This is a genomic window from Sphingobacterium sp. HJSM2_6 (assembly GCF_049316305.1).
In the GTDB taxonomy this organism is placed as follows: Bacteria; Bacteroidota; Bacteroidia; order Sphingobacteriales; family Sphingobacteriaceae; genus Sphingobacterium.
The window spans coordinates 141,447-160,018 of the sequence record NZ_JBMOXB010000011.1; the positions used below are offsets into that span (position 1 = coordinate 141,447).

General features: G+C 36.7%; 22 protein-coding genes. 7 read left to right on the plus strand and 15 right to left on the minus strand.

The annotated features are described in order from the left end of the window. Positions 1-86: 86 nt before the first annotated feature. The 4 genes from bshA to ACFRAE_RS11370 all read left to right on the plus strand — a co-directional run bounded on the left by bshA (position 87) and on the right by ACFRAE_RS11370 (position 3,763). Positions 87-1,226 carry an N-acetyl-alpha-D-glucosaminyl L-malate synthase BshA gene (bshA, locus tag ACFRAE_RS11355; protein WP_422797274.1) on the plus strand — a complete coding sequence of 380 codons (1,140 nt, stop codon included), beginning with the start codon at positions 87-89 and terminating at the stop codon, positions 1,224-1,226. A gap of 61 nt (positions 1,227-1,287) precedes the next feature. Continuing rightward, complete coding sequence (pyrH, locus tag ACFRAE_RS11360) at positions 1,288-1,992, plus strand: UMP kinase (protein WP_422797275.1); 705 nt, start codon at positions 1,288-1,290, stop codon at positions 1,990-1,992. A gap of 25 nt (positions 1,993-2,017) precedes the next feature. Continuing rightward, positions 2,018-2,581 carry a ribosome recycling factor gene (gene frr, locus ACFRAE_RS11365; RefSeq protein WP_422797276.1) on the plus strand — a complete coding sequence of 188 codons (564 nt, stop codon included), beginning with the start codon at positions 2,018-2,020 and terminating at the stop codon, positions 2,579-2,581. A gap of 186 nt (positions 2,582-2,767) precedes the next feature. Continuing rightward, entirely contained in the window at positions 2,768-3,763 is a 996-nt protein-coding gene (locus ACFRAE_RS11370) for a sugar phosphate isomerase/epimerase family protein (RefSeq protein WP_422797277.1), read from the plus strand. Positions 3,764-3,890: 127 nt separating this feature from the next. Here ACFRAE_RS11370 and ACFRAE_RS11375 read toward each other — a convergent pair whose 3' ends face one another. The 5 genes from ACFRAE_RS11375 to ACFRAE_RS11395 all read right to left on the minus strand — a co-directional run bounded on the left by ACFRAE_RS11375 (position 3,891) and on the right by ACFRAE_RS11395 (position 8,931). Next, a complete protein-coding gene (locus tag ACFRAE_RS11375) occupies positions 3,891-5,783 on the minus strand; it encodes a hypothetical protein (protein ID WP_422797278.1) in 1,893 nt (630 codons plus the stop codon). Positions 5,784-6,164: 381 nt separating this feature from the next. Next, positions 6,165-6,665, minus strand: a complete 501-nt coding sequence (purE, locus tag ACFRAE_RS11380) for a 5-(carboxyamino)imidazole ribonucleotide mutase (RefSeq protein WP_422797279.1) — start codon at positions 6,663-6,665, stop codon at positions 6,165-6,167. A gap of 18 nt (positions 6,666-6,683) precedes the next feature. Then, on the minus strand, positions 6,684-7,826 hold the full coding sequence (locus ACFRAE_RS11385) for a 5-(carboxyamino)imidazole ribonucleotide synthase (RefSeq protein ID WP_422797280.1): 1,143 nt from the start codon (positions 7,824-7,826) through the stop codon (positions 6,684-6,686). A gap of 8 nt (positions 7,827-7,834) precedes the next feature. After that, on the minus strand, positions 7,835-8,347 hold the full coding sequence (locus ACFRAE_RS11390; protein WP_422797281.1) for an NADH-quinone oxidoreductase subunit B: 513 nt from the start codon (positions 8,345-8,347) through the stop codon (positions 7,835-7,837). After that, positions 8,344-8,931, minus strand: a complete 588-nt coding sequence (locus tag ACFRAE_RS11395) for an NADH-quinone oxidoreductase subunit A (protein WP_422797282.1) — start codon at positions 8,929-8,931, stop codon at positions 8,344-8,346. Before ACFRAE_RS11395 ends, ACFRAE_RS11390 begins: the two co-directional genes overlap by 4 nt. 624 nt (positions 8,932-9,555) lie before the next feature. On the opposite strand from ACFRAE_RS11395, the gene ACFRAE_RS11400 reads away from it, so the two are divergent. Then, positions 9,556-10,467, plus strand: a complete 912-nt coding sequence (locus ACFRAE_RS11400; protein ID WP_422797283.1) for an NADP-dependent oxidoreductase — start codon at positions 9,556-9,558, stop codon at positions 10,465-10,467. Between the two features lie 111 nt (positions 10,468-10,578). Here ACFRAE_RS11400 and ffh read toward each other — a convergent pair whose 3' ends face one another. The 5 genes from ffh to ACFRAE_RS11425 form a co-directional block, all read right to left on the minus strand. Beyond that, positions 10,579-11,922 carry a signal recognition particle protein gene (ffh, locus tag ACFRAE_RS11405; RefSeq protein ID WP_422797284.1) on the minus strand — a complete coding sequence of 448 codons (1,344 nt, stop codon included), beginning with the start codon at positions 11,920-11,922 and terminating at the stop codon, positions 10,579-10,581. A gap of 134 nt (positions 11,923-12,056) precedes the next feature. Beyond that, complete coding sequence (locus ACFRAE_RS11410) at positions 12,057-12,737, minus strand: zinc metallopeptidase (RefSeq protein ID WP_422797285.1); 681 nt, start codon at positions 12,735-12,737, stop codon at positions 12,057-12,059. A gap of 344 nt (positions 12,738-13,081) precedes the next feature. Further along, positions 13,082-13,672, minus strand: coding sequence for an RNA polymerase sigma factor (locus ACFRAE_RS11415; protein WP_422797286.1), 591 nt, complete (start codon positions 13,670-13,672; stop codon positions 13,082-13,084). 243 nt (positions 13,673-13,915) lie between these two features. After that, positions 13,916-15,187, minus strand: a complete 1,272-nt coding sequence (gene glyA / locus ACFRAE_RS11420) for a serine hydroxymethyltransferase (protein ID WP_422797287.1) — start codon at positions 15,185-15,187, stop codon at positions 13,916-13,918. A 123-nt stretch (positions 15,188-15,310) separates the two neighbouring features. Continuing rightward, positions 15,311-15,838, minus strand: a complete 528-nt coding sequence (locus ACFRAE_RS11425; RefSeq protein WP_422797288.1) for a hypothetical protein — start codon at positions 15,836-15,838, stop codon at positions 15,311-15,313. A gap of 90 nt (positions 15,839-15,928) precedes the next feature. On the opposite strand from ACFRAE_RS11425, the gene ACFRAE_RS11430 reads away from it, so the two are divergent. Further along, positions 15,929-16,282 carry a HesB/IscA family protein gene (locus ACFRAE_RS11430; RefSeq protein ID WP_422797289.1) on the plus strand — a complete coding sequence of 118 codons (354 nt, stop codon included), beginning with the start codon at positions 15,929-15,931 and terminating at the stop codon, positions 16,280-16,282. A 72-nt stretch (positions 16,283-16,354) separates the two neighbouring features. Here the strand turns inward: ACFRAE_RS11430 and ACFRAE_RS11435 are convergent, their stop codons facing one another. Together ACFRAE_RS11435 and ACFRAE_RS11440 are read right to left on the minus strand one after the other, a co-directional pair. After that, positions 16,355-16,588, minus strand: a complete 234-nt coding sequence (locus ACFRAE_RS11435; protein WP_422797290.1) for an IS3 family transposase — start codon at positions 16,586-16,588, stop codon at positions 16,355-16,357. A gap of 74 nt (positions 16,589-16,662) precedes the next feature. Further along, positions 16,663-16,800 (minus strand): hypothetical protein, encoded by a 138-nt coding sequence (locus tag ACFRAE_RS11440; protein ID WP_422797291.1) that lies wholly within the window; start codon positions 16,798-16,800, stop codon positions 16,663-16,665. A gap of 68 nt (positions 16,801-16,868) precedes the next feature. On the opposite strand from ACFRAE_RS11440, the gene ACFRAE_RS11445 reads away from it, so the two are divergent. Then, entirely contained in the window at positions 16,869-17,123 is a 255-nt protein-coding gene (locus ACFRAE_RS11445) for a helix-turn-helix domain-containing protein (RefSeq protein ID WP_422797295.1), read from the plus strand. 46 nt (positions 17,124-17,169) lie between these two features. On the opposite strand, the gene ACFRAE_RS11450 is transcribed toward ACFRAE_RS11445, so the two are convergent. The 3 genes from ACFRAE_RS11450 to ACFRAE_RS11460 all read right to left on the minus strand — a co-directional run. Beyond that, entirely contained in the window at positions 17,170-17,832 is a 663-nt protein-coding gene (locus ACFRAE_RS11450) for a hypothetical protein (protein WP_422797292.1), read from the minus strand. A gap of 12 nt (positions 17,833-17,844) precedes the next feature. Then, positions 17,845-18,180, minus strand: coding sequence for an AHH domain-containing protein (locus ACFRAE_RS11455; RefSeq protein ID WP_422797293.1), 336 nt, complete (start codon positions 18,178-18,180; stop codon positions 17,845-17,847). 41 nt (positions 18,181-18,221) lie between these two features. Next, positions 18,222-18,572: RHS repeat-associated core domain-containing protein (locus tag ACFRAE_RS11460; protein ID WP_422797294.1), on the minus strand; the 351-nt coding region annotated here is incomplete at its 5' end.

The window sequence follows — 18,572 nt, forward strand, 5'->3', positions numbered from 1 at the left end:
AAAGTACTGACTTTTTATATCATGTTAAAAATATTGCATCACAATTATAAAAGCATACTTATCTTTATCAAAACAAAACAGTATTTATGAAAATAGGAATTGTGTGTTATCCTACCTTTGGAGGTAGTGGTGTTGTCGCAACAGAATTGGGAAAAGCATTAGCCAATAAAGGACACCAAGTACATTTTATTACATATAGCCAACCAGCAAGATTAGATTTTTTTTCAGAAAATCTATTTTATCATGAGGTTGCCATCGCACAATACCCTCTATTTGATTTCCCACCTTATGAAACCGCGTTAGCTAGTAAGTTAGTGGATGTCGTTCGCTTCGAAAACTTAGATCTGCTCCATGTGCATTACGCCATTCCGCATGCTTCTGTCGCATTTCTAGCCAAACAAATATTAGCTACTTATGGCATCAATATTCCTGTTGTTACCACCTTACATGGTACAGATATCACTTTAGTAGGCAAGGATAAAAGCTTCAGTCCAGTTGTTACATTTTCCATTAATCAATCAGATGGTGTAACAACCGTTTCAGAAAGCTTGAAAGAACAAACATTAGACTACTTCACCATCAATAATCATATCGAGGTAATTCCTAATTTTATCGATCTACAACGATTTCACAACAAAAATCACGAGCATTTCAAAAAAGCTATCGCACCAAACAATGAACGAATTGTCGTACATACCTCCAACTTTAGGAAAGTAAAGCGGGTAGATGATGTCGTTCGTATATTTCATAAGATAATCCAAGAAATACCGAGTAAACTATTGTTAGTAGGTGATGGCCCTGAACGTAGAAAAGCAGAAGAATTAGCACGAGAACTTGGAATTACAGATTGTATTCGATTTTTAGGAAAACAAGACGCCATAGAAGAAATCTTATCTATTGCCGATTTATTTATTATGCCATCCGGATCAGAGAGTTTCGGATTAGCCGCATTAGAAGCCATGGCTTGCAAAGTTCCGGTTATTTCATCCAATACTGGAGGTTTGCCAGAATTGAACGTGCAAGGCTTTAGTGGCTATTTAAGTGACGTCGGAGATATTGACGATATGGCAAGTAAAGCCATCCATATATTGACTGAAGACCAAGTATTACAACAGTTTAAAGAGAATGCATTGATCCGAGCTCAAGATTTTGAACTCAGTAAAATAGTTCCTCACTATGAAGAATTTTATGAAAAGGTGGTAGAAAAGGTAAAAAAAGGAAATTAATCTAACCAACAGCACAAAAAAATCTTATCTTTGGCTTTTGGAAATATTCCAAAAATCATATATGAAATATAAACGCATCCTACTTAAACTTAGTGGCGAAGCTTTAATGGGCGAGCAAAGCTACGGTATCGACATTAATCGAGTTCAACAATACGCAAAAGACATTCAGGAATTACATAGCTTAGGCTTGGAAATCGCCATTGTAATTGGCGGTGGAAACATCTATCGTGGATTAAGTGCTGAAAAAGCAGGAATGGATCGCGTTCAAGCTGATTATATGGGCATGTTAGCCACTGTAATCAATTCCATGGCCCTTCAAGATGCTTTGGAAAAAGAAGGTATGAAAACTAGATTACTTACGGCCATCAAAATGGAACAAATTTGTGAACCATTTATTCGTAGAAGAGCTGTAAGACATTTGGAAAAAGGCAGAATTGTAATATTTGGTGCTGGAACAGGTAATCCTTATTTTACAACAGATACCGCGGCTTCTTTAAGAGCAATCGAAATCAATGCCGATGCGGTGTTAAAAGGTACTCGAGTAGATGGCATCTATACAGCAGATCCTGAAAAAGATCCAAATGCTGTTAAGTTTGATCACATATCCTTCACCGAAGTATATGAAAAAGGATTAAATGTAATGGATATGACAGCGTTCACCCTATGCCAAGAAAATAATTTACCAATCATCGTCTTTGACATGAACAAACCGGGTAACTTATTAAAATTAGCAAGTGGTGAAGCAATAGGAACGATCGTTAGTTAATTTATTAAAGATAATATATCAAGGTATGAACGAATTTATTTCACTTCAACTGGATGACTGCAAAGAAGGTATGACCAAAGCTGTTGCACATACAGAATCTGAGTTGACCAAGATTCGCGCTGGTAAAGCAACACCTGGTATGCTTGATGGTATTTACGTGGATTATTACGGGTCTTCTACCCCATTATCCCAAGTAAGCAATATCAATACACCAGATGCTAGAACAATTGTTATCCAGCCATGGGAAAAAACATTATTAACAACTATTGAAAAGGCCATTATGGATTCCAATATTGGATTAAATCCACAAAATGATGGACTTATCATTCGTCTATCTGTACCAGCATTGACTGAAGAACGTCGTCGTGACTTGGTAAAGAAAGCAAAAGATGAAACGGAAAAAGGCCGTGTAGCCATTCGTAACATCCGTAAGGATGCGAATGAATCCATTAAAAAATTGAAAAATGATGGTGCTTCAGAAGATGAGATTAAAGTTGGAGAAGCAGAAGTTCAAAAACTAACTGATCAATTCATTGCCAAAGTAGATCATTTGGCAGAATTGAAGGAAAAAGACATCATGACTGTTTAAAATACACAACAGAAAAAAATTTTATTTCAATAAAATGAACAAAGGATTTTCGCTAAGAGAATCCTTTTTTTATGGCATATAAGTAACTAAAAAATCGAAAAGTAGCACGTCTCCATAGGCATAAAATGTAAGCATATCTTTTTTGACAAAATTTATTTATATTCATTTAGCATAAACAAATACGATATGTCACAATCTAGAAGAAATTTTATCAAATTTACGGGCTTAGGCTTAGCTGGAGGTCTTTTAGCCCCTTACTTAACGGCCTGCGACCAAGAGAAAAAAGATGCTGGTTCTCCCCTAAAAAATGTCGGTTTACAATTATTTACGTTACGTGAATTACTTGCACAGAATCCAAAAGAAGTTTTAGAGAATATTGCTAAAATAGGATATAATCATGTAGAAACTTATGGAGGTGATCCATTAACAGGGAAATTTTGGAACATAACGACAGAAGAATTAAAGAAAATTTTCAATGATGTAGGCCTAAAATCCCATAGTGGCCACTACATGATGGATAAGTATTTAGACAAAGACAGTAAAGACAAAGAAAACGTAGAAAAGTATGTGCAAATGGCTCATACATTAGGTCAAGAAAACGTTGTTGCTCCTGTACCTCCTATGCACAAATTGTCTAAATTAGGAATTGATGATTATAAGTTTATGGCCGAACAGCTTAATAAGGCTGGTGAGATGTCTAAAAAAGCTGGAATAAAGATGGGATACCACAATCATTTCTGGGAATTTAAAGAATTTGGAAATGGAACAAAAGGATTAGATATTTTACTGGCTTTTACCGAACCTGATTTAGTCAGTTTCGAATTAGACCTCTTTTGGATCTATAAAGCAGGGGAAAGCCCACAATCTTATTTTGACAAATATCCTGGACGCTTTACCCAATGGCATATTAAAGACATGGACAGGGCATTTTCAACAAAATTAGAACAAAACAATATCGATCCTAAAACAGGAAAGCTGGACACATTAAATGTCGAAGAGGCCCTAAAAACAATCCGTTATACCGAAGTTGGATCTGGCAGCTTGGATTTTCCAACATTAGCTACTTTTGCTAATGAAAGCGGATTAAAATACGCGTATGTAGAGCAAGATGAAATTTATTCAGCAGATAAATATGCCAGTATTAAAAAGAGCTACGACTATATGCAAAAGAATTTTAAATAGACTGGAACAGAAAAATGTTAATTTCATTCCACTGAACCCTTGAATAAACTTTTTATAAATAAAAAAATCAGCGTGCTAGGTTATTGAAACACCTAGCACGCTGATTTTTTTTATTTGATATTGTCGCTTATATAGTCTTTGAAATTACAGCTCCATTAACCAATTTAGTTTTGCCACCTTCCGTACCTTTAAGGTTAAATTTAGCATTGCCATTTACAAATTCTATGGTTCCATTATTGCTATGGTAATTTCCATGAACATCCACCTTGCCATTTACCTTAATACTTCCATTCAACATAACATTTCCGTAAACCGTCAATTTGGAATTACTATTCATCAATTCAATATTTCCACTACCATTGATGGTTAGATTACCGTATATCACAACCTCACCTTCAATCTTTAATTTATTATTGACATTAACATTCGTCGATTTACCACTAGCTCCTTGAGTTAAAGATCCTTTTACATAAAGTTCCGAGTTTCCGTTGATGTTAATATCACCACCCACTAATCCAGTTCCATTTAACAACATATTGCTATTTACATTCAAGGCATTGATAACGGATAATGAACCTGACATATTAAACAATACGTTTCCATTCACCTGAAGGTTATTACTTTGTAAGCTCCCACACCAGTTAAAATCTTTGCTAATATTAACGCCATTTTTAAAGACTTTACTATCCGCATAACTAGCTGCTTTATTTACATTCAAATCCCATTCTACACTTCCTTCATATTTTGGATAACTAGCATCACAAGTTGGCTGTACCGGTGTTAACTCCTCTAATTTTAAGATTTTTAATCCACCTTTTCCGCCAGCAACGAACACGTAATTATTTCTTGTCAACACAAAATTACTAGAACCTTCATTCAATACATCTAGATTGGCAGAACCTACATATGCTAAACCTGCATTACCGTCTAAAAACTTATAAATAGATATACCTGCAGCCCCATTCGCAATAAAAACACGCTTATTAAATACCGACACTGAAATCGTGGTCAATTCGCTAGCATCTATATTCGCTGATTCAGGATTAGCGGCAGGAACAGGAATGCGTTGGAATAAATTACCTGAACTAAGTTCATATATTCCTAAACCAGAAACACCTTCAGAAACCAATGCGTAATTATTATACAATTCAATATTACGTTTTGAAACCACATCATTCTGTTCCGTTTGGTAGTTATTCAATTGGTTTAAATCCTTATCATAGATTAACAAACCTTTATCAGCACTTAATGCCACCACATGATTTGCATTTGTTCTTACAGAAAGCAAACCAGAAACGGAAACACGTTTTACCACTTCTAGGGTATTCTTATTCAATTTAGAAATTTCCCCATTACTTCCTGATACGACATACTCAAAATTCCCGTCCAATGTAAAGTCAGTCGCTACTTGTCCTATTAGGGATTGTAATTGATAGCTCACTGTTGGTCTACCCGACACCAGTGGAAGAATACCTACCACCGCTGGAGTGAGAACTCCTTCTATTGTACCCACTTCTGCAGCACCTGCGAAATGTAAATTACTGCCGGAAACCGCAACCGCACTGATGTCCATATTTGGAATTCCAGCAAAGGCAAGTAATTTAGGATCATTAATATCTTTAATATCAATTACATCTATTCCCCCTAAATAAGTTTCCCCTTCGCGATTATAACTTACATAAGCAAAATCCCCCTCTATAGCCACATGAGTTACTCGAACAAGCACATCATTTACTTTCGGAGGCAATACTTCTTTTACCAAAGACAATGAAATCTCTGGCGTAGCTGCTTTTGAGCTCGTTGAAGTATTCGCTCTTAAACCCGCTTTGACATCGCGACTAGATAGCGTATTATCCAGGAAAACTATACCAGAATTTGCAGAACTGATACGCTGTTTCAAAACCGCTTGGTCTTGCTCTAGAATAACAGCTTCTTTGGTTCTAGACAAATTATCCTTTCGACAACTATTTAGTAGAAGTAGTCCTAAGGACATGGTTAAAAGTAGATGTTTTGTTTTCATAAGTATTAATAATTGAAACAAAAGTATATCATTTATACTACTTTTCAATACCCCCTTCGGTTTATCCTACTTACAATGTATAGGTTTGTAGCTGTTTAAACTTCTATTTTTGCTGATGTAAATTTGCTAATGATTTAGTTGTTTAACCATGTAAATTTTTTTATGTGGTTAAACAACAATGTAAATTATTAAGGTTTATTATCTTGCCTAGTAGGATAAAAATAAACCACTTATATAATAATCCTAAAAGATTAAATTTGTAGCTAATTTATTGAAAATCAATGTAGCCGATTAACTACAACTCGAAAATAAAGTAACAAAACAACAAAAGACCAGTTGTAAAACTGGTCTTTTGTACTATTGTGAGCTGCAGGTAGTGAATTAAAATCTTAATCGCTCTACTTCCTCCGCACTTTCTTCTACTTTTTGTTTCAATTCAGCTTTAAAGTTCAAAATTGCTTTAGCCAAACCCTCATCTGAGGTCGCCAATATTTGTGCTGCCAAAATACCTGCATTCTTAGCTGCATTTAAAGCAACAGTTGCTACAGGGATGCCATTGGGCATTTGCAATATCGATAAAACAGAATCCCAACCATCTATAGAGTTGGAAGATTTCACTGGAACACCGATCACAGGTAAGTGCGTAATTGAAGCCACCATACCGGGTAAGTGTGCAGCACCTCCAGCGCCAGCAATAATCACTTTAATTCCTCTTTCTGCTGCCTGAGCAGCATAATCAAACATACGTTGGGGAGTACGGTGAGCCGATACTACACTGACTTCAAATTCAACGCCTAAATACTTCAATACCTCTACCGCATCTTGCATAATCGGTAAATCCGATTTGCTTCCCATAATGATACCTACTTTTGGATTTTCCATTTCCATATTTGAATTGTATTATGCAATTACTTTAACAATTTCTTGAACCTTCCTTGCGTGTGCAATGGCTAAATTACGATCTTGATGAACGATACAGACATGCCCCATCTTACGAAAAGGCTTCGTATATTTCTTGCCATATAAATGCACATATACGCCATCCAATGCCAACGCTTCTTCAATACCTTCATATTTTGCTAAGCCTTCATATCCTTCTTCGCCTAACAGATTGACCATAATTGCATTCGTTATGCTCGCTGTATTTCCCAAAGGCAGGTTAAAGATTGCCCGCAGGTGTTGCGCAAATTGAGAGGTATAATTTCCTTCGATCGTCTGATGACCACTATTATGTGGTCTTGGAGCAAGTTCGTTCACCACTATTTCACCAGATTTAGTTAAGAACATCTCCACCGCTAATAAACCTACGATTTGCAAGTCATTAGCGATTTTCTTAGCAATGTGTTCAGCCTTAGTCTGTATTTCTTGACTGTAAGTCGACGGCGCAATTAAAAACTCAACCAAATTAGCTTGTGGATTGAATTCCATTTCTACCATTGGAAAAGTTGTCAATTGTCCCCGATCATTTCTTGCAACAATTACAGCAATTTCTTTTTCAAAATCGATAAGTTCTTCGACAATACTAGGCTCGTCAAAAGCATTTGAAAAATCCTCAGCAGAGTTAATTCGGAACACGCCTTTTCCATCATACCCATCCTTACGTAATTTTTGAATATAAGGAAATGCGATATGGCAGTTTTTCAGTGATTCTCGATTTGAAACAAATTGAAATGCCGCAGTAGGAATATCATTTTGCTTAAAAAACTGCTTTTGCAACCCTTTATCTTGAATCAATCGTATTACCCTAGCCTGTGGATATACCAATACACCTTCTTGCTCTAGTGCCTCTAACGCGTCAACATTCACCTTTTCGATTTCGATAGTAATCATATCCAAATCTTTTCCGAAATTATACACCGTATCATAGTCGGAAAGTGAACCTACTTCAAACTGATTACAAAGCTTTTTACAAGGTGCATTTGGATCAGGATCAAGCACATGAATATTGACATTAAAGTTGATAGCTTCTTGGATAAACATGCGACCTAATTGGCCACCTCCTAATATCCCTAAACGCATATCAGCATAAAATTCTTTTGCCATAATTTATTTTATTGCTTTACTAATTCTGGAAAAATATCCCCTTTTAATAAAGACTGTTGTTCTATTTTCTTTTGTAGTTCTAAAAATGCACCTATCAATGCTTCTGGCCTTGGAGGACAGCCCTGAACATAGACATCTACTGGAATTATTTTGTCCACCCCTTTTACGACGTGGTAACCATGTTGCCAATATGGACCGCCACAATTAGAACAAGATCCCATCGAAATAACATATTTTGGATCAGGCATCTGTTCATATAATTTCTTAATCCGATCGGCCATTTTGAAGGTAACAGTTCCTGCGACAATCATCACATCGGCCTGCCGAGGTGAAGGTCGTGGAAATACACCTAGTCGATCTAAATCATAGGTTGCGGCCATGGCTCCCATCATTTCTATAGCACAACATGCAATTCCAAAACTGATAGGCCACATCGAAGATAAGCGTGCCCAATTTAATAAATCATCCATCTTCGCAATGATGACTCCATTATTTTGCTGTAGTTGTTGGTCTAAACTCATGCTTCTGAATTAGGCTTCTTAAATTTAGGCTTAAATCCTATTTTTATTGGACTCACGGGCTGCTCTAGCGTTTCCTCTTTTTCCGACCTATCCCTGTAATCCTTGACTGCATAAACGCGATTGTTGAGCTGTTGGTAGGCGTCTGCAGGTATACCTACCTGAACCACCGGTTTACGATGAGTTGGTTTTATCCAACTGATATCACCGCTAACCCAGACGTAAACTAATCCAATTAATAAAATACCCAAGAATATACCCATCTCTATCAATGTCAACCATCCCCATCTCGGATCTGCAGCGATTAAATCAGCTTGTCCAAAAACAGTTGCCCATGGAAATATAAAGATTAACTCCACGTCAAACAGTAAGAATACTAAAGCGATAACATAGAATCTAGGATTAAACTGAACCCAAGAGGTGCCCCTTGCTTCTTCACCACATTCGTAAGTGCTCAACTTTAAGGGATTTGGGTTCTTAGGTGCTAACACACGTGCAAGAAATATCGTAGCACTTACTATTACAATGCCTACAATAGCTAAGAGTAGTATTTTACCGTACTCTGATATCTGCGCGGGGTCGTCCATGGTACAAAATTAACAATAAATTCAATTACAGTAAATAGGATTTGAGATTTAGTTTCTCTTTATTCTAAATAAAGATATAAAATTAACATCATCTATCGAATACAAGTCTTCGTTATACGCTTACAGCAGTAAATAACAAAGGAAAATGTTTAGCAACAAATCCATTAGTCAACTATTCATCAGTAATAAAAGCGAACCAAATCACAATTTCATCTCCAACACTTAATAAAACAAATCCAATTTACCCAGCAAATATCTTTTAATCATCTGTTTTCAGAAGGCTTCCCGCTTTGATAGTAATACGAACAGCCTGCTATCGGTCGTTTCAAAAACTCATTTCCTAAGGTCTATTCCTAAATAGGAATAGCAAAATATTCGCGATATTTTTCAGCAAATTCCATATAAATCGCTTCAAACCTTTTCCTATAAAAACACCGCTCATAAATTGGTTAAATCTCAAGAGCTCTTCACTGTATAAAACCCCTTCTCCTCGTAAAATTCACATTCCAACTTAGCGGGAAGTCTTTAAAATAACTTCAAGGTAACCAGTTACCTTGAAGTTATTCATAAGGCATAGTTTTGGCATATTGTATACTTTTAACCCAGATTTAAAAACAGAACACAATGAATACTGAACAAACATCCCATATACTTATTGCCAACAGCTATGGCAGGGCTGATGTACTATCCATTCAAGAAATGAATTTAGCTCCCGTACCGAAGGATCACGCTAGAATCCTAGTCAAAGCTGCAGGGATTAACCCCATTGACGCTAGACGGATGAGTGGGGAATTTAAACATGCGGGACTACCACAAACCTTCGGAACAGAATTCGCGGGAGAAATTATCGCATTAGGTTCCACTAGCGAAAAATTCCATATCTCCGATGCAGTATTGGGTTCAGGTGGTAATTATACCCATGCAACCTTGATTGATGTACCACTGGTCAATTTAATTAAGAAGCCCGAAGAACTTTCATGGGAAGTTGCAGGCTCTATCGCTGGAGTAGCTCAAACAGCTATGACGATATTAGATGAACTAGGCCCGATCCAAACATTACTAATTCATGGAGCTTCAGGTGCTGTGGGCGCAATTACAGCCCAAATCGCATTGAAAAGAGGAATTCAAGTCATAGGTACAGCTGCCGAAAAAAATGTAGATTATGTAAAAAGCCTTGGACTTATCGGTTTAGCCTATGGCCCCGAATTAACAAAAAGAATCCAAGAAGTTTTCCCGTATCCTATAGATGCATCAGTCGACATGTCTGGCTCTGAAGAGGCTACGCAAACTTCATTAGCAGTAATCAAACCCGATGGAATAATAAGTTCTATTGCCGGTAAACCAAGTACCTCGGCACGAGTTATCCCAATATGGGTAAAAAGAAACCCAAGCAATTTACAATATGTTGTGGACGGGATTGCCTCGAATCAATTCTCTTGGAAAATTGACTCCGTATTTCCTTTCGATCAGGCGAAACAAGCGTATCAAAAGGTATTGGAAGGAAAACCAAATGGTAAAGTCGTATTGACCTTTTAAAAGCTGAAGTACGCAACAATCATTCGAATACGAAGAAAAAAAATGCTTATACAAAAAAAGAGTTGATCCGATGTCAACTCTTTTTTTGTATAAGTCTTTAGTTGAAAATGCTTAGAAAGGTTTTCCAGGCATTTTTGGCATATTTTTCATCATTTTAGCCGCCATTGCCGGATTAGACATTTGTTTCATCACTTTTCGCATATCCGAAAACTGCTTCATCAATTTGTTAACCTCATTAATATCCGTTCCAGAACCCTTTGCAATTCGCATTCTACGTTTATTATCAATCGAATCTGGATTTTCACGCTCAAAAGGAGTCATCGAATCAATAATCGCTTCGATAGGTTTGAACGCATCATCGTCTATTTCTACGTCTTTAATCGCTTTACCAACTCCCGGAATCATGCCCATCAAATCCTTCATATTACCCATCTTCTTAATTTGATGAATCTGGGATTTGAAATCATTAAAGTCAAATTTATTCTTACGAATTTTCTTTTGTAGTTCCGCTGCTTGTTTCTCATCAAATTGTTGTTGAGCCCGCTCTACTAAGGAAACAACGTCACCCATACCCAAAATACGGGAGGCCATACGATCAGGGTGGAATACATCCAAGGCTTCCATTTTTTCTCCAGTACCAATAAACTTGATTGGTTTATTTACCACAGATTTAATAGATAAAGCAGCACCACCACGAGTATCACCGTCTAGTTTCGTTAATACAACACCTGTAAAATCCAAACGATCGTTAAATGCTTTTGCGGTATTTACAGCATCTTGTCCAGTCATGGAATCCACTACGAACAAAATTTCATGCGGTTGTGTAGCTTCCTTTACAGCCGTAATCTCCAACATCAACGCCTCATCAATCGCCAAACGACCGGCCGTATCAATGATGACAATGTTATGTCCATTACGTTTCGCTTCCTCTACCCCTTCCACTGCTATCGCAATAGGATCCGTCGAGGCTCTATTTACATAGACAGGAACATCAACCTGTTTTCCTAAAACCTCCAATTGATCAATCGCTGCAGGACGGTAAACGTCACCAGCCACCAATAAAGGTTTTTTATGTTTACTTTGTTTTAAGAAATTAGCTAGTTTTCCAGAAAATGTAGTCTTACCAGCACCATTCAAACCTGCAATCAAAATTACGGTTGGATTTTTAGTAATTTCTAATTCCGTAACTGAACCGCCCATTAATTCCGTCAACTCATCACTCATGATCTTAGTCAATAATTGACCAGGGGATATGCTTGTCAATACGTTTTGACCTAGTGCTTTTTGTTTAACTTCGTCAGTAAAAGATTTGGCAGTCTTGTAATTTACATCGGCATCTAATAATGCTTTGCGGATTTCCTTCATGGTTTCCGCAACGTTGATTTCCGTGATGTTACCCTGACCTTTTAATACTTTAAAGGCTCTATCTAATTTATCTTGTAGATTTGAAAACATGGTTTAATCTCTTGTAATTCTTGCTAAACCACAAAGTTAATAATTCCAAGCGAAAGGCAGACATCCTTTACATAAAAGGCAATAAAAAAAGGGATGAAAAATCATCCCTTTTTTATAGACCATCAACCGATGGGTTAATCTCTTCTTCCAAATAACATGGAAGCATAATATAATAAGGTAACTAATGCTGATAAAGCAGCTACAACATAAGTCATCGCAGCCCATTTCAAAGCATCTTTTGCACCATCATGTTCTTCAGTACTGTGCGTAATTCCCGCCGTATTTAACCAAGCTAATGCTCTATTCGAAGCATCAAATTCTACCGGTAAGGTAATGAAACTAAATAAAGTCGTCAAAAACAAGGCCCCAACTCCTACTGCTAGCACAATCATATTACCACTTGCAGCCATAATCACACCCAACAACAAAACCCAAGTCACTAATTTGGAAGCAACACTGACCATGGGAACCATAGACGATCTAAACTGTAACCATGAATAAGCGGTAGCGTGTTGAACTGCGTGACCACACTCGTGTGCGGCTACCGCAGCGGCAGCTACACTACGCCCATGAAATACTTCTGGACTTAAATTCACTGTACGATTTGCTGGATTATAGTGATCCGTTAATTGTCCTTCTACCGAAATAATTTCTACATCAGAAATCCCATTATCATTTAGCATTTTCTGAGCAATCTCTGCTCCCGAAAGCCCTGAAGACAATGGCATCTCAGAATATTTCTTAAACTTACCTTTGAAACGGAACTGGACTATCCAGCTCACTAACATAATTCCAATAAAAATAATCCAATACATATCTTAATATCTTTTTTTCTGTTTTTACAATAGAACTATCAAAACAAGTTCCAAACACTTTATTCTGCAATAAAATAAAAATAAACCACATAAGCAATGCAAAACAAGACTTCTTTTGCCAAAATGACAGTACGTTTACCTCACATTCAGCAATAAAAGCAGTTTCTACTGTAAACTGGCCTATCGTTAAAACAAAAGTTTCAGTAAAAGGAATACTTGCATTGCGCTTATGTTATGTCATCAATATTGGATGTGGAAGGCAAGTTACAATAGCGTTGCAGTTTTAACTTGATTCATTCCCAAAACATATACTGATGAAATATGCCTCATCCCCTATTCGTTCATTAACCCAATTGAAACATCATATTATTTTCTTCAATCATCTTACGCAAGTTTGATAATGCATAACGCATACGACCTAATGCCGTATTAATACTAACTTCCGTAATATCTGCAATATCTTTAAAGCTCATATCGCAAAAAAGTCGCATGATTAGGACTTCCTTTTGATCATCAGGCAGTAGTTGAATAATTTTTTTAAGGTCCAAATCGCGTTGATTTTTCACCATTTTCGTTTCGATGCTATCGTCAGAAAACTGCAATACTTCGAAAATATCAAAGCCATCATTATTAATGATATTTGGTCCTCGTTTTTCTTTTCTGAAATGGTCAATTACCATATTGTGAGCAATCCGCATAACCCAAGGCAAAAACTTGCCTTCGTCATTATACCTGCCCGCTTTGAGGGTATTGATTACCTTGATAAATGTTTCTTGAAATATATCTTCAGCTAAGTATTGATCTTTAACCTGATGATAAATGGACGTATAAATTTTGGTTTTATAACGCTCCAATAAGATTTGTAGAGCCATCTCTTCACCTTTAACATACGCCTGCACCAAATATTGGTCACTCTTTTTATTCAATAGCTTCATAATTTTTACCTCCACAACACATGTTGAAGTTTTTTCTATGTCCAGTAAATATTTTAGTTTAAGCGTAGTCGTGTTCCAATAGGCAAATTTTTTTATGTATTAATTAATCAAAGAGAGTTAAAAATTCTGTTATCTCAAAAGCATGCCGCTCTTTTTAACACAATTTCACACTGCCAAGATATAACAAAAATGACTCCAAAATTTACTTTTAGAGTCATTTAAGTATAATATTACTAGAAATATCTATCTATATAATGGGAATTCAGCCATTAACGATTTTACCTTTTCGTGAATACCAGCTAATGCTGATTCATTCGCGCGATTGTTTAATGCTTCATCGATTAGCTCACCAATTTGAAGAATCTCATTTTCTTTAATTCCTCTGGTAGTAATTGCTGCCGTACCGAAACGAACACCGGATGTAACAAATGGAGAACGGGTATCAAAAGGAACCATGTTCTTGTTTGTGGTAATACCTGCAAGACCTAATACCGCTTCAGCTTCTTTACCTGAAATATCTTTGTTTCTTAAGTCTACTAACATGAGGTGGTTATCCGTACCACCGGAGATAATATGGTAATCTTTTTCAACGAAGAATTGCGCTAGCGCTGCTGCATTTTTCTTTACTTGATGAATGTAAGCTAAATATTCATCAGACAAAGCTTCTCCATAAGCGATTGCCTTTGCAGCAATGGTATGCTCTAAAGGACCACCCTGAGTTCCAGGGAAAACCGCTAAATCCAATAATTGAGTAATGGTACGCGTCTCACCTTTTGGTGTTTTGATGCCCCATGGGTTTTCAAAATCTTTACCTACCATAATCATCCCACCGCGTGGACCACGAAGTGTTTTATGCGTCGTAGTAGTAACGATGTGACAATGAGGAAGTGGATCATTCAATAATCCACGAGCGATTAAACCCGCTGGGTGAGAAATATCTGCAACAACTAAAGCACCAATTTGATCAGCAACCGCACGGATACGTGCATAATCCCAATCACGTGAGTAAGCAGAAGCACCACAAATAATAACTTTTGGTTTTTCACGTAAGGCTGTTTCTTCTAATTGCTCGTAATTGATTAATCCTGTATCTTGTTTTACTCCATAAAATAAAGGTTGGTATAATTTACCAGAAAAGTTTGCTGGAGAACCATGGGTCAAGTGACCACCATGAGAAAGATCAAAACCTAAGATTTTATCACCAGGTTTTAATATTGCTAAAAAGACAGCAGCGTTAGCTTGTGCACCTGAATGCGGTTGAACATTTACCCATTCAGCACCAAACAATTTTTTCGCTCTATCGATTGCAATGGTCTCAATTTTATCTACTACTTCACAACCACCATAGTAACGTTTTCCTGGAAGTCCTTCTGCATATTTATTGGTTAAAACTGAACCTGCAGCTTCCATCACTTGCTTACTTACGAAGTTTTCAGAGGCAATTAATTCAACACCTTCTTCTTGGCGAATTGCTTCTTCTTCTATTAGATTAAAAATGGACTGATCTCTTTCCATAACTGTAATTTTATTGGAGAATTTTAATTATTTCGATTTAAGGTGCAAATATAGATAATTACAAAGAAAAGGCTTAATAATTACCCAATTTTTATCAATTGTTTTTTATTGATATTAAATTGTTTAAGTATTCGCTTCCTTTTTTATTAATTGTTGTAATCCGGCATAGATATCCACATCCATTGTTGAAAGTTCTTTCAAGACCGAATCAATATAGCTATCGACAGTATGAACGGGACTAAGCTCCTGTTTTTTTAATAAGGCTATCGTCAATTGTTTCACTTTCAACACATTTTCATAAACCGATGCGCTAACGTACAATTGTTGGGTACTGTTATATTGAAATTCGCTTTCTATATCTGCTATGACAACACGTACAAATTCAGGCACACTTAACTGGACTTGATAATTTCTCATTAAAGCCTCTTGAGGATTTAATCGAAGCGTAAATAGGAGCAATCGTTCATAAGCTGTATGTTTTAAGTGATCCATAGAAGTATTGGTCGCTGCCTTAAACTTCAACATATGGTACATGGTTCGTTCAATTTTAGGCCAAATCAACCGAAAGCTTAAAAGTAATGCAGCGAAAATCGCTAGAGTCAATAAAATAAGACTTTTAAAAAACTCGATCAGTTGTGGTTCTAGATTCATACTGTTTAAAGATTGTCAAAATAAGTCGTCCAATGTAAAGAACGCTTAAAAATATGTATTTTTGTAACAACATTTTAATGAGGATAAGGTATGACTTCAGAAAATATTATATCGGCAGCTCCAGTTACTATTACGGATGGTGCTTTAAAAGAACTTAAAAAACTTATCGATCAACAAGAAATCAACAGTGATTTTGGATTACGTATAGGGGTTGAAGGTGGTGGTTGTTCCGGTATGAGCTATTTATTAGGCTTCGATCAAAAAAAAGAAGGCGATTCAGAATATGAAATTAACGGCCTGCGCGTTTTTATGAATAAGGCACATGGCCTCTATTTAGCTGGTATGGAAATAGATTTCAAAAATGGATTAGATGCTCGTGGATTCACATTTAACAATCCAAATGCAACGAGTACCTGTGGTTGCGGTAGCAGCTTCTCGGCATAAGTAAAATCAACAGTCGTTTATCAAGCGTGAGCACAGCAAAAAGTGGAATTGCAACTTAAAAGCGTAGACTATTTATGCTACTAATTTTTGTTTTGCTGTGTAATATACTTCCATTTCATTGGGTGTTTTATTCCCTATTGCCGAATGTATCCTTTTTGCATGGTAAAATCCTTCCATGTATCTGAATATTTCTAATTTAGCACCCTCTCTGTTTTCAAACTTTCTGTGATGAACAAATTCTGCCTTTAGCGTTTTAAAGAAACTTTCAGCTACTGCATTGTCCCAACAGTTACCTTTTCGGCTCATACCTCTTTCTCAATTCCCGGATTTCTTGTTCATCGGGACTCAGCTTATCATTTTTAGGAAATAATGTACCAGCATTATACCTGGTCCATACGCCACTTGCTCAATCTGCCAGCATCTATTTCCAACTCTTTTGCAGCCTCAGTTACTGAACTCTTAACATAAGACAGTTCCAAAGCCATACTTTTAAACGAATCGTCAAACACTCTTTTCATCTGTTAACAATTTTAAAACTATTTATTAAATCTGTCTCCACTCAAAGGTAGCAACTCCACAGAGCGGCATTTCAAGGCTCAAAATAAGCAAGTACGAACGTGGCGAGGCCGTGCCCTCACTCGATGCTGCAAAGAAAATCGCTTCCGCACTGGGCGTGACGCTCGACTACCTCTCCGGTAAGACCGATACCGAACTGGATTCGGCTACTCTCGGTCGGATAAGGGAGATATCCGTGATGCCGGAAGATGACAAAAAACAGGTCTTCCTTGTTCTCGATGCGCTTATCCGGGATTACAAGGCAAGAAAAACGTATGCGCAATAAATAACGAAAGCCCAATCTTTATCGGATTGGGTTTTTGTTAAACGCATTAGTCAACGGTCTCCATAATACAGCCCCCTCCAATCTTCACACCTGTAATACCTTTATCAATTAAGCCATTAGCCAAGCTTTCTGAAATCATGTCTCCAGGTTTAATCAACTTGACATAATCCTTAACCTTAGAATCCTGAAGATTGAACTCAATTTTCTCAATCTGGCACATCTTGTTTTTATTATTAAAAAGCTGAAATTCAGAAAGGTCTGAGAATTCGTAATACCTTCTACTATTTTTAGTAATACCTAAATAAGCTATTATCCTTTTAACATCAAACTCAGAAAGATCAGAATACGTATACCTGAACAGGAAGTACTTCATATCTACATTCACATTTAAAAAGCTTACCGGCTCCAACGAGTACGGTAGTGTATCAAACTCTCTCAACACCTCAATAAACTTTTCACTGACGATGTAAGGCGCAGGCTTTAGAATCGGCGCATACCTCATAACATCATTAATTTTACCTTCTTTTAAAAGGTTGAAATTTAACGGCTTAGTTATTGGTTTTGTAATATCTCGAGGAAAGTTAAGAAAGAAATCATCGCTTTCGCTCTCATTATTAAATACGCCTTCATCAAATTCCAATTGGTAAATGCCGTTATTCACGCCCAATACTTCAGGCTCCCAAGCTGTACTAAATTCAAGTAAATTCATTTTTGTCTTTATCTATTTGAAAGCCTCGTTCAATGTACGGTGCCCCTCTTTAACCTTATCATTGATTTCATGTCTCAAGGTCTTTTGCAAATCCATAACATCATTGATGTCACCGCCTGAGTTTAGAATATCACCTAGCAATTTATCTACTGTTTTATTATATGCAGGATGGTTTCCATGAAAAGGTGTACTGAGTTTTTTTAGATTTTTTGCATTATTCTGAATGTATCCCATTTTCTTTAATTCCTTCTTATAGGTTTTATATACAGCATTAGGAATAATATGATGTTTTTGAATTTTGTTGGCAAATTTTAAAGTAGTAGCACCAGTACCAACAAGAGGAATCATCGCTGCTGCACTCAGGGATGCATTCAGATAGTCTCCTCTACCTAAATAGATAATGCATTTATACCGTCTGCAACTTCCCCTAAACCAGGCACAAGACCAACAACATCAAGACCCGTTTGGATATTATCTAATGTAGTATTTTCCTTTTTAATGGACCAATTTACGACAACCTCATCAATTTGGATAACGTCTTGGTCTGGTTTAAAGTTAGGCCACACAACATCATTAACCCTAACAGTATCTAGCCCCCAAGGATCTACATAATTAATTGGATCATTAAGCACATAATTATACGGAGTAAAGTTAAAATGCATCTCCGCCAACGGATCAACCACGTTCCACCTTCCAATCTCCGCGTCGTAGAACCTTGCGCCATAATCCAACTGATCACC

Excerpts from the sequence above, each read along its gene's own strand:
- bshA (WP_422797274.1), top strand. The coding sequence starts at position 87 with ATGAAAATAGGAATTGTGTGTTATCCTACCTTTGGAGGTAGTGGTGTT.
- pyrH (WP_422797275.1), top strand. The coding sequence starts at position 1,288 with ATGAAATATAAACGCATCCTACTTAAACTTAGTGGCGAAGCTTTAATG.
- frr (WP_422797276.1), top strand. The coding sequence starts at position 2,018 with ATGAACGAATTTATTTCACTTCAACTGGATGACTGCAAAGAAGGTATG.
- ACFRAE_RS11370 (WP_422797277.1), top strand. The coding sequence starts at position 2,768 with ATGTCACAATCTAGAAGAAATTTTATCAAATTTACGGGCTTAGGCTTA.
- ACFRAE_RS11375 (WP_422797278.1), bottom strand. The coding sequence starts at position 5,783 with ATGAAAACAAAACATCTACTTTTAACCATGTCCTTAGGACTACTTCTA.
- purE (WP_422797279.1), bottom strand. The coding sequence starts at position 6,665 with ATGGAAAATCCAAAAGTAGGTATCATTATGGGAAGCAAATCGGATTTA.
- ACFRAE_RS11385 (WP_422797280.1), bottom strand. The coding sequence starts at position 7,826 with ATGGCAAAAGAATTTTATGCTGATATGCGTTTAGGGATATTAGGAGGT.
- ACFRAE_RS11390 (WP_422797281.1), bottom strand. The coding sequence starts at position 8,347 with ATGAGTTTAGACCAACAACTACAGCAAAATAATGGAGTCATCATTGCG.
- ACFRAE_RS11395 (WP_422797282.1), bottom strand. The coding sequence starts at position 8,931 with ATGGACGACCCCGCGCAGATATCAGAGTACGGTAAAATACTACTCTTA.
- ACFRAE_RS11400 (WP_422797283.1), top strand. The coding sequence starts at position 9,556 with ATGAATACTGAACAAACATCCCATATACTTATTGCCAACAGCTATGGC.
- ffh (WP_422797284.1), bottom strand. The coding sequence starts at position 11,922 with ATGTTTTCAAATCTACAAGATAAATTAGATAGAGCCTTTAAAGTATTA.
- ACFRAE_RS11410 (WP_422797285.1), bottom strand. The coding sequence starts at position 12,737 with ATGTATTGGATTATTTTTATTGGAATTATGTTAGTGAGCTGGATAGTC.
- ACFRAE_RS11415 (WP_422797286.1), bottom strand. The coding sequence starts at position 13,672 with ATGAAGCTATTGAATAAAAAGAGTGACCAATATTTGGTGCAGGCGTAT.
- glyA (WP_422797287.1), bottom strand. The coding sequence starts at position 15,187 with ATGGAAAGAGATCAGTCCATTTTTAATCTAATAGAAGAAGAAGCAATT.
- ACFRAE_RS11425 (WP_422797288.1), bottom strand. The coding sequence starts at position 15,838 with ATGAATCTAGAACCACAACTGATCGAGTTTTTTAAAAGTCTTATTTTA.
- ACFRAE_RS11430 (WP_422797289.1), top strand. The coding sequence starts at position 15,929 with ATGACTTCAGAAAATATTATATCGGCAGCTCCAGTTACTATTACGGAT.
- ACFRAE_RS11435 (WP_422797290.1), bottom strand. The coding sequence starts at position 16,588 with ATGAGCCGAAAAGGTAACTGTTGGGACAATGCAGTAGCTGAAAGTTTC.
- ACFRAE_RS11440 (WP_422797291.1), bottom strand. The coding sequence starts at position 16,800 with ATGAAAAGAGTGTTTGACGATTCGTTTAAAAGTATGGCTTTGGAACTG.
- ACFRAE_RS11450 (WP_422797292.1), bottom strand. The coding sequence starts at position 17,832 with ATGAATTTACTTGAATTTAGTACAGCTTGGGAGCCTGAAGTATTGGGC.
- ACFRAE_RS11455 (WP_422797293.1), bottom strand. The coding sequence starts at position 18,180 with ATGATTCCTCTTGTTGGTACTGGTGCTACTACTTTAAAATTTGCCAAC.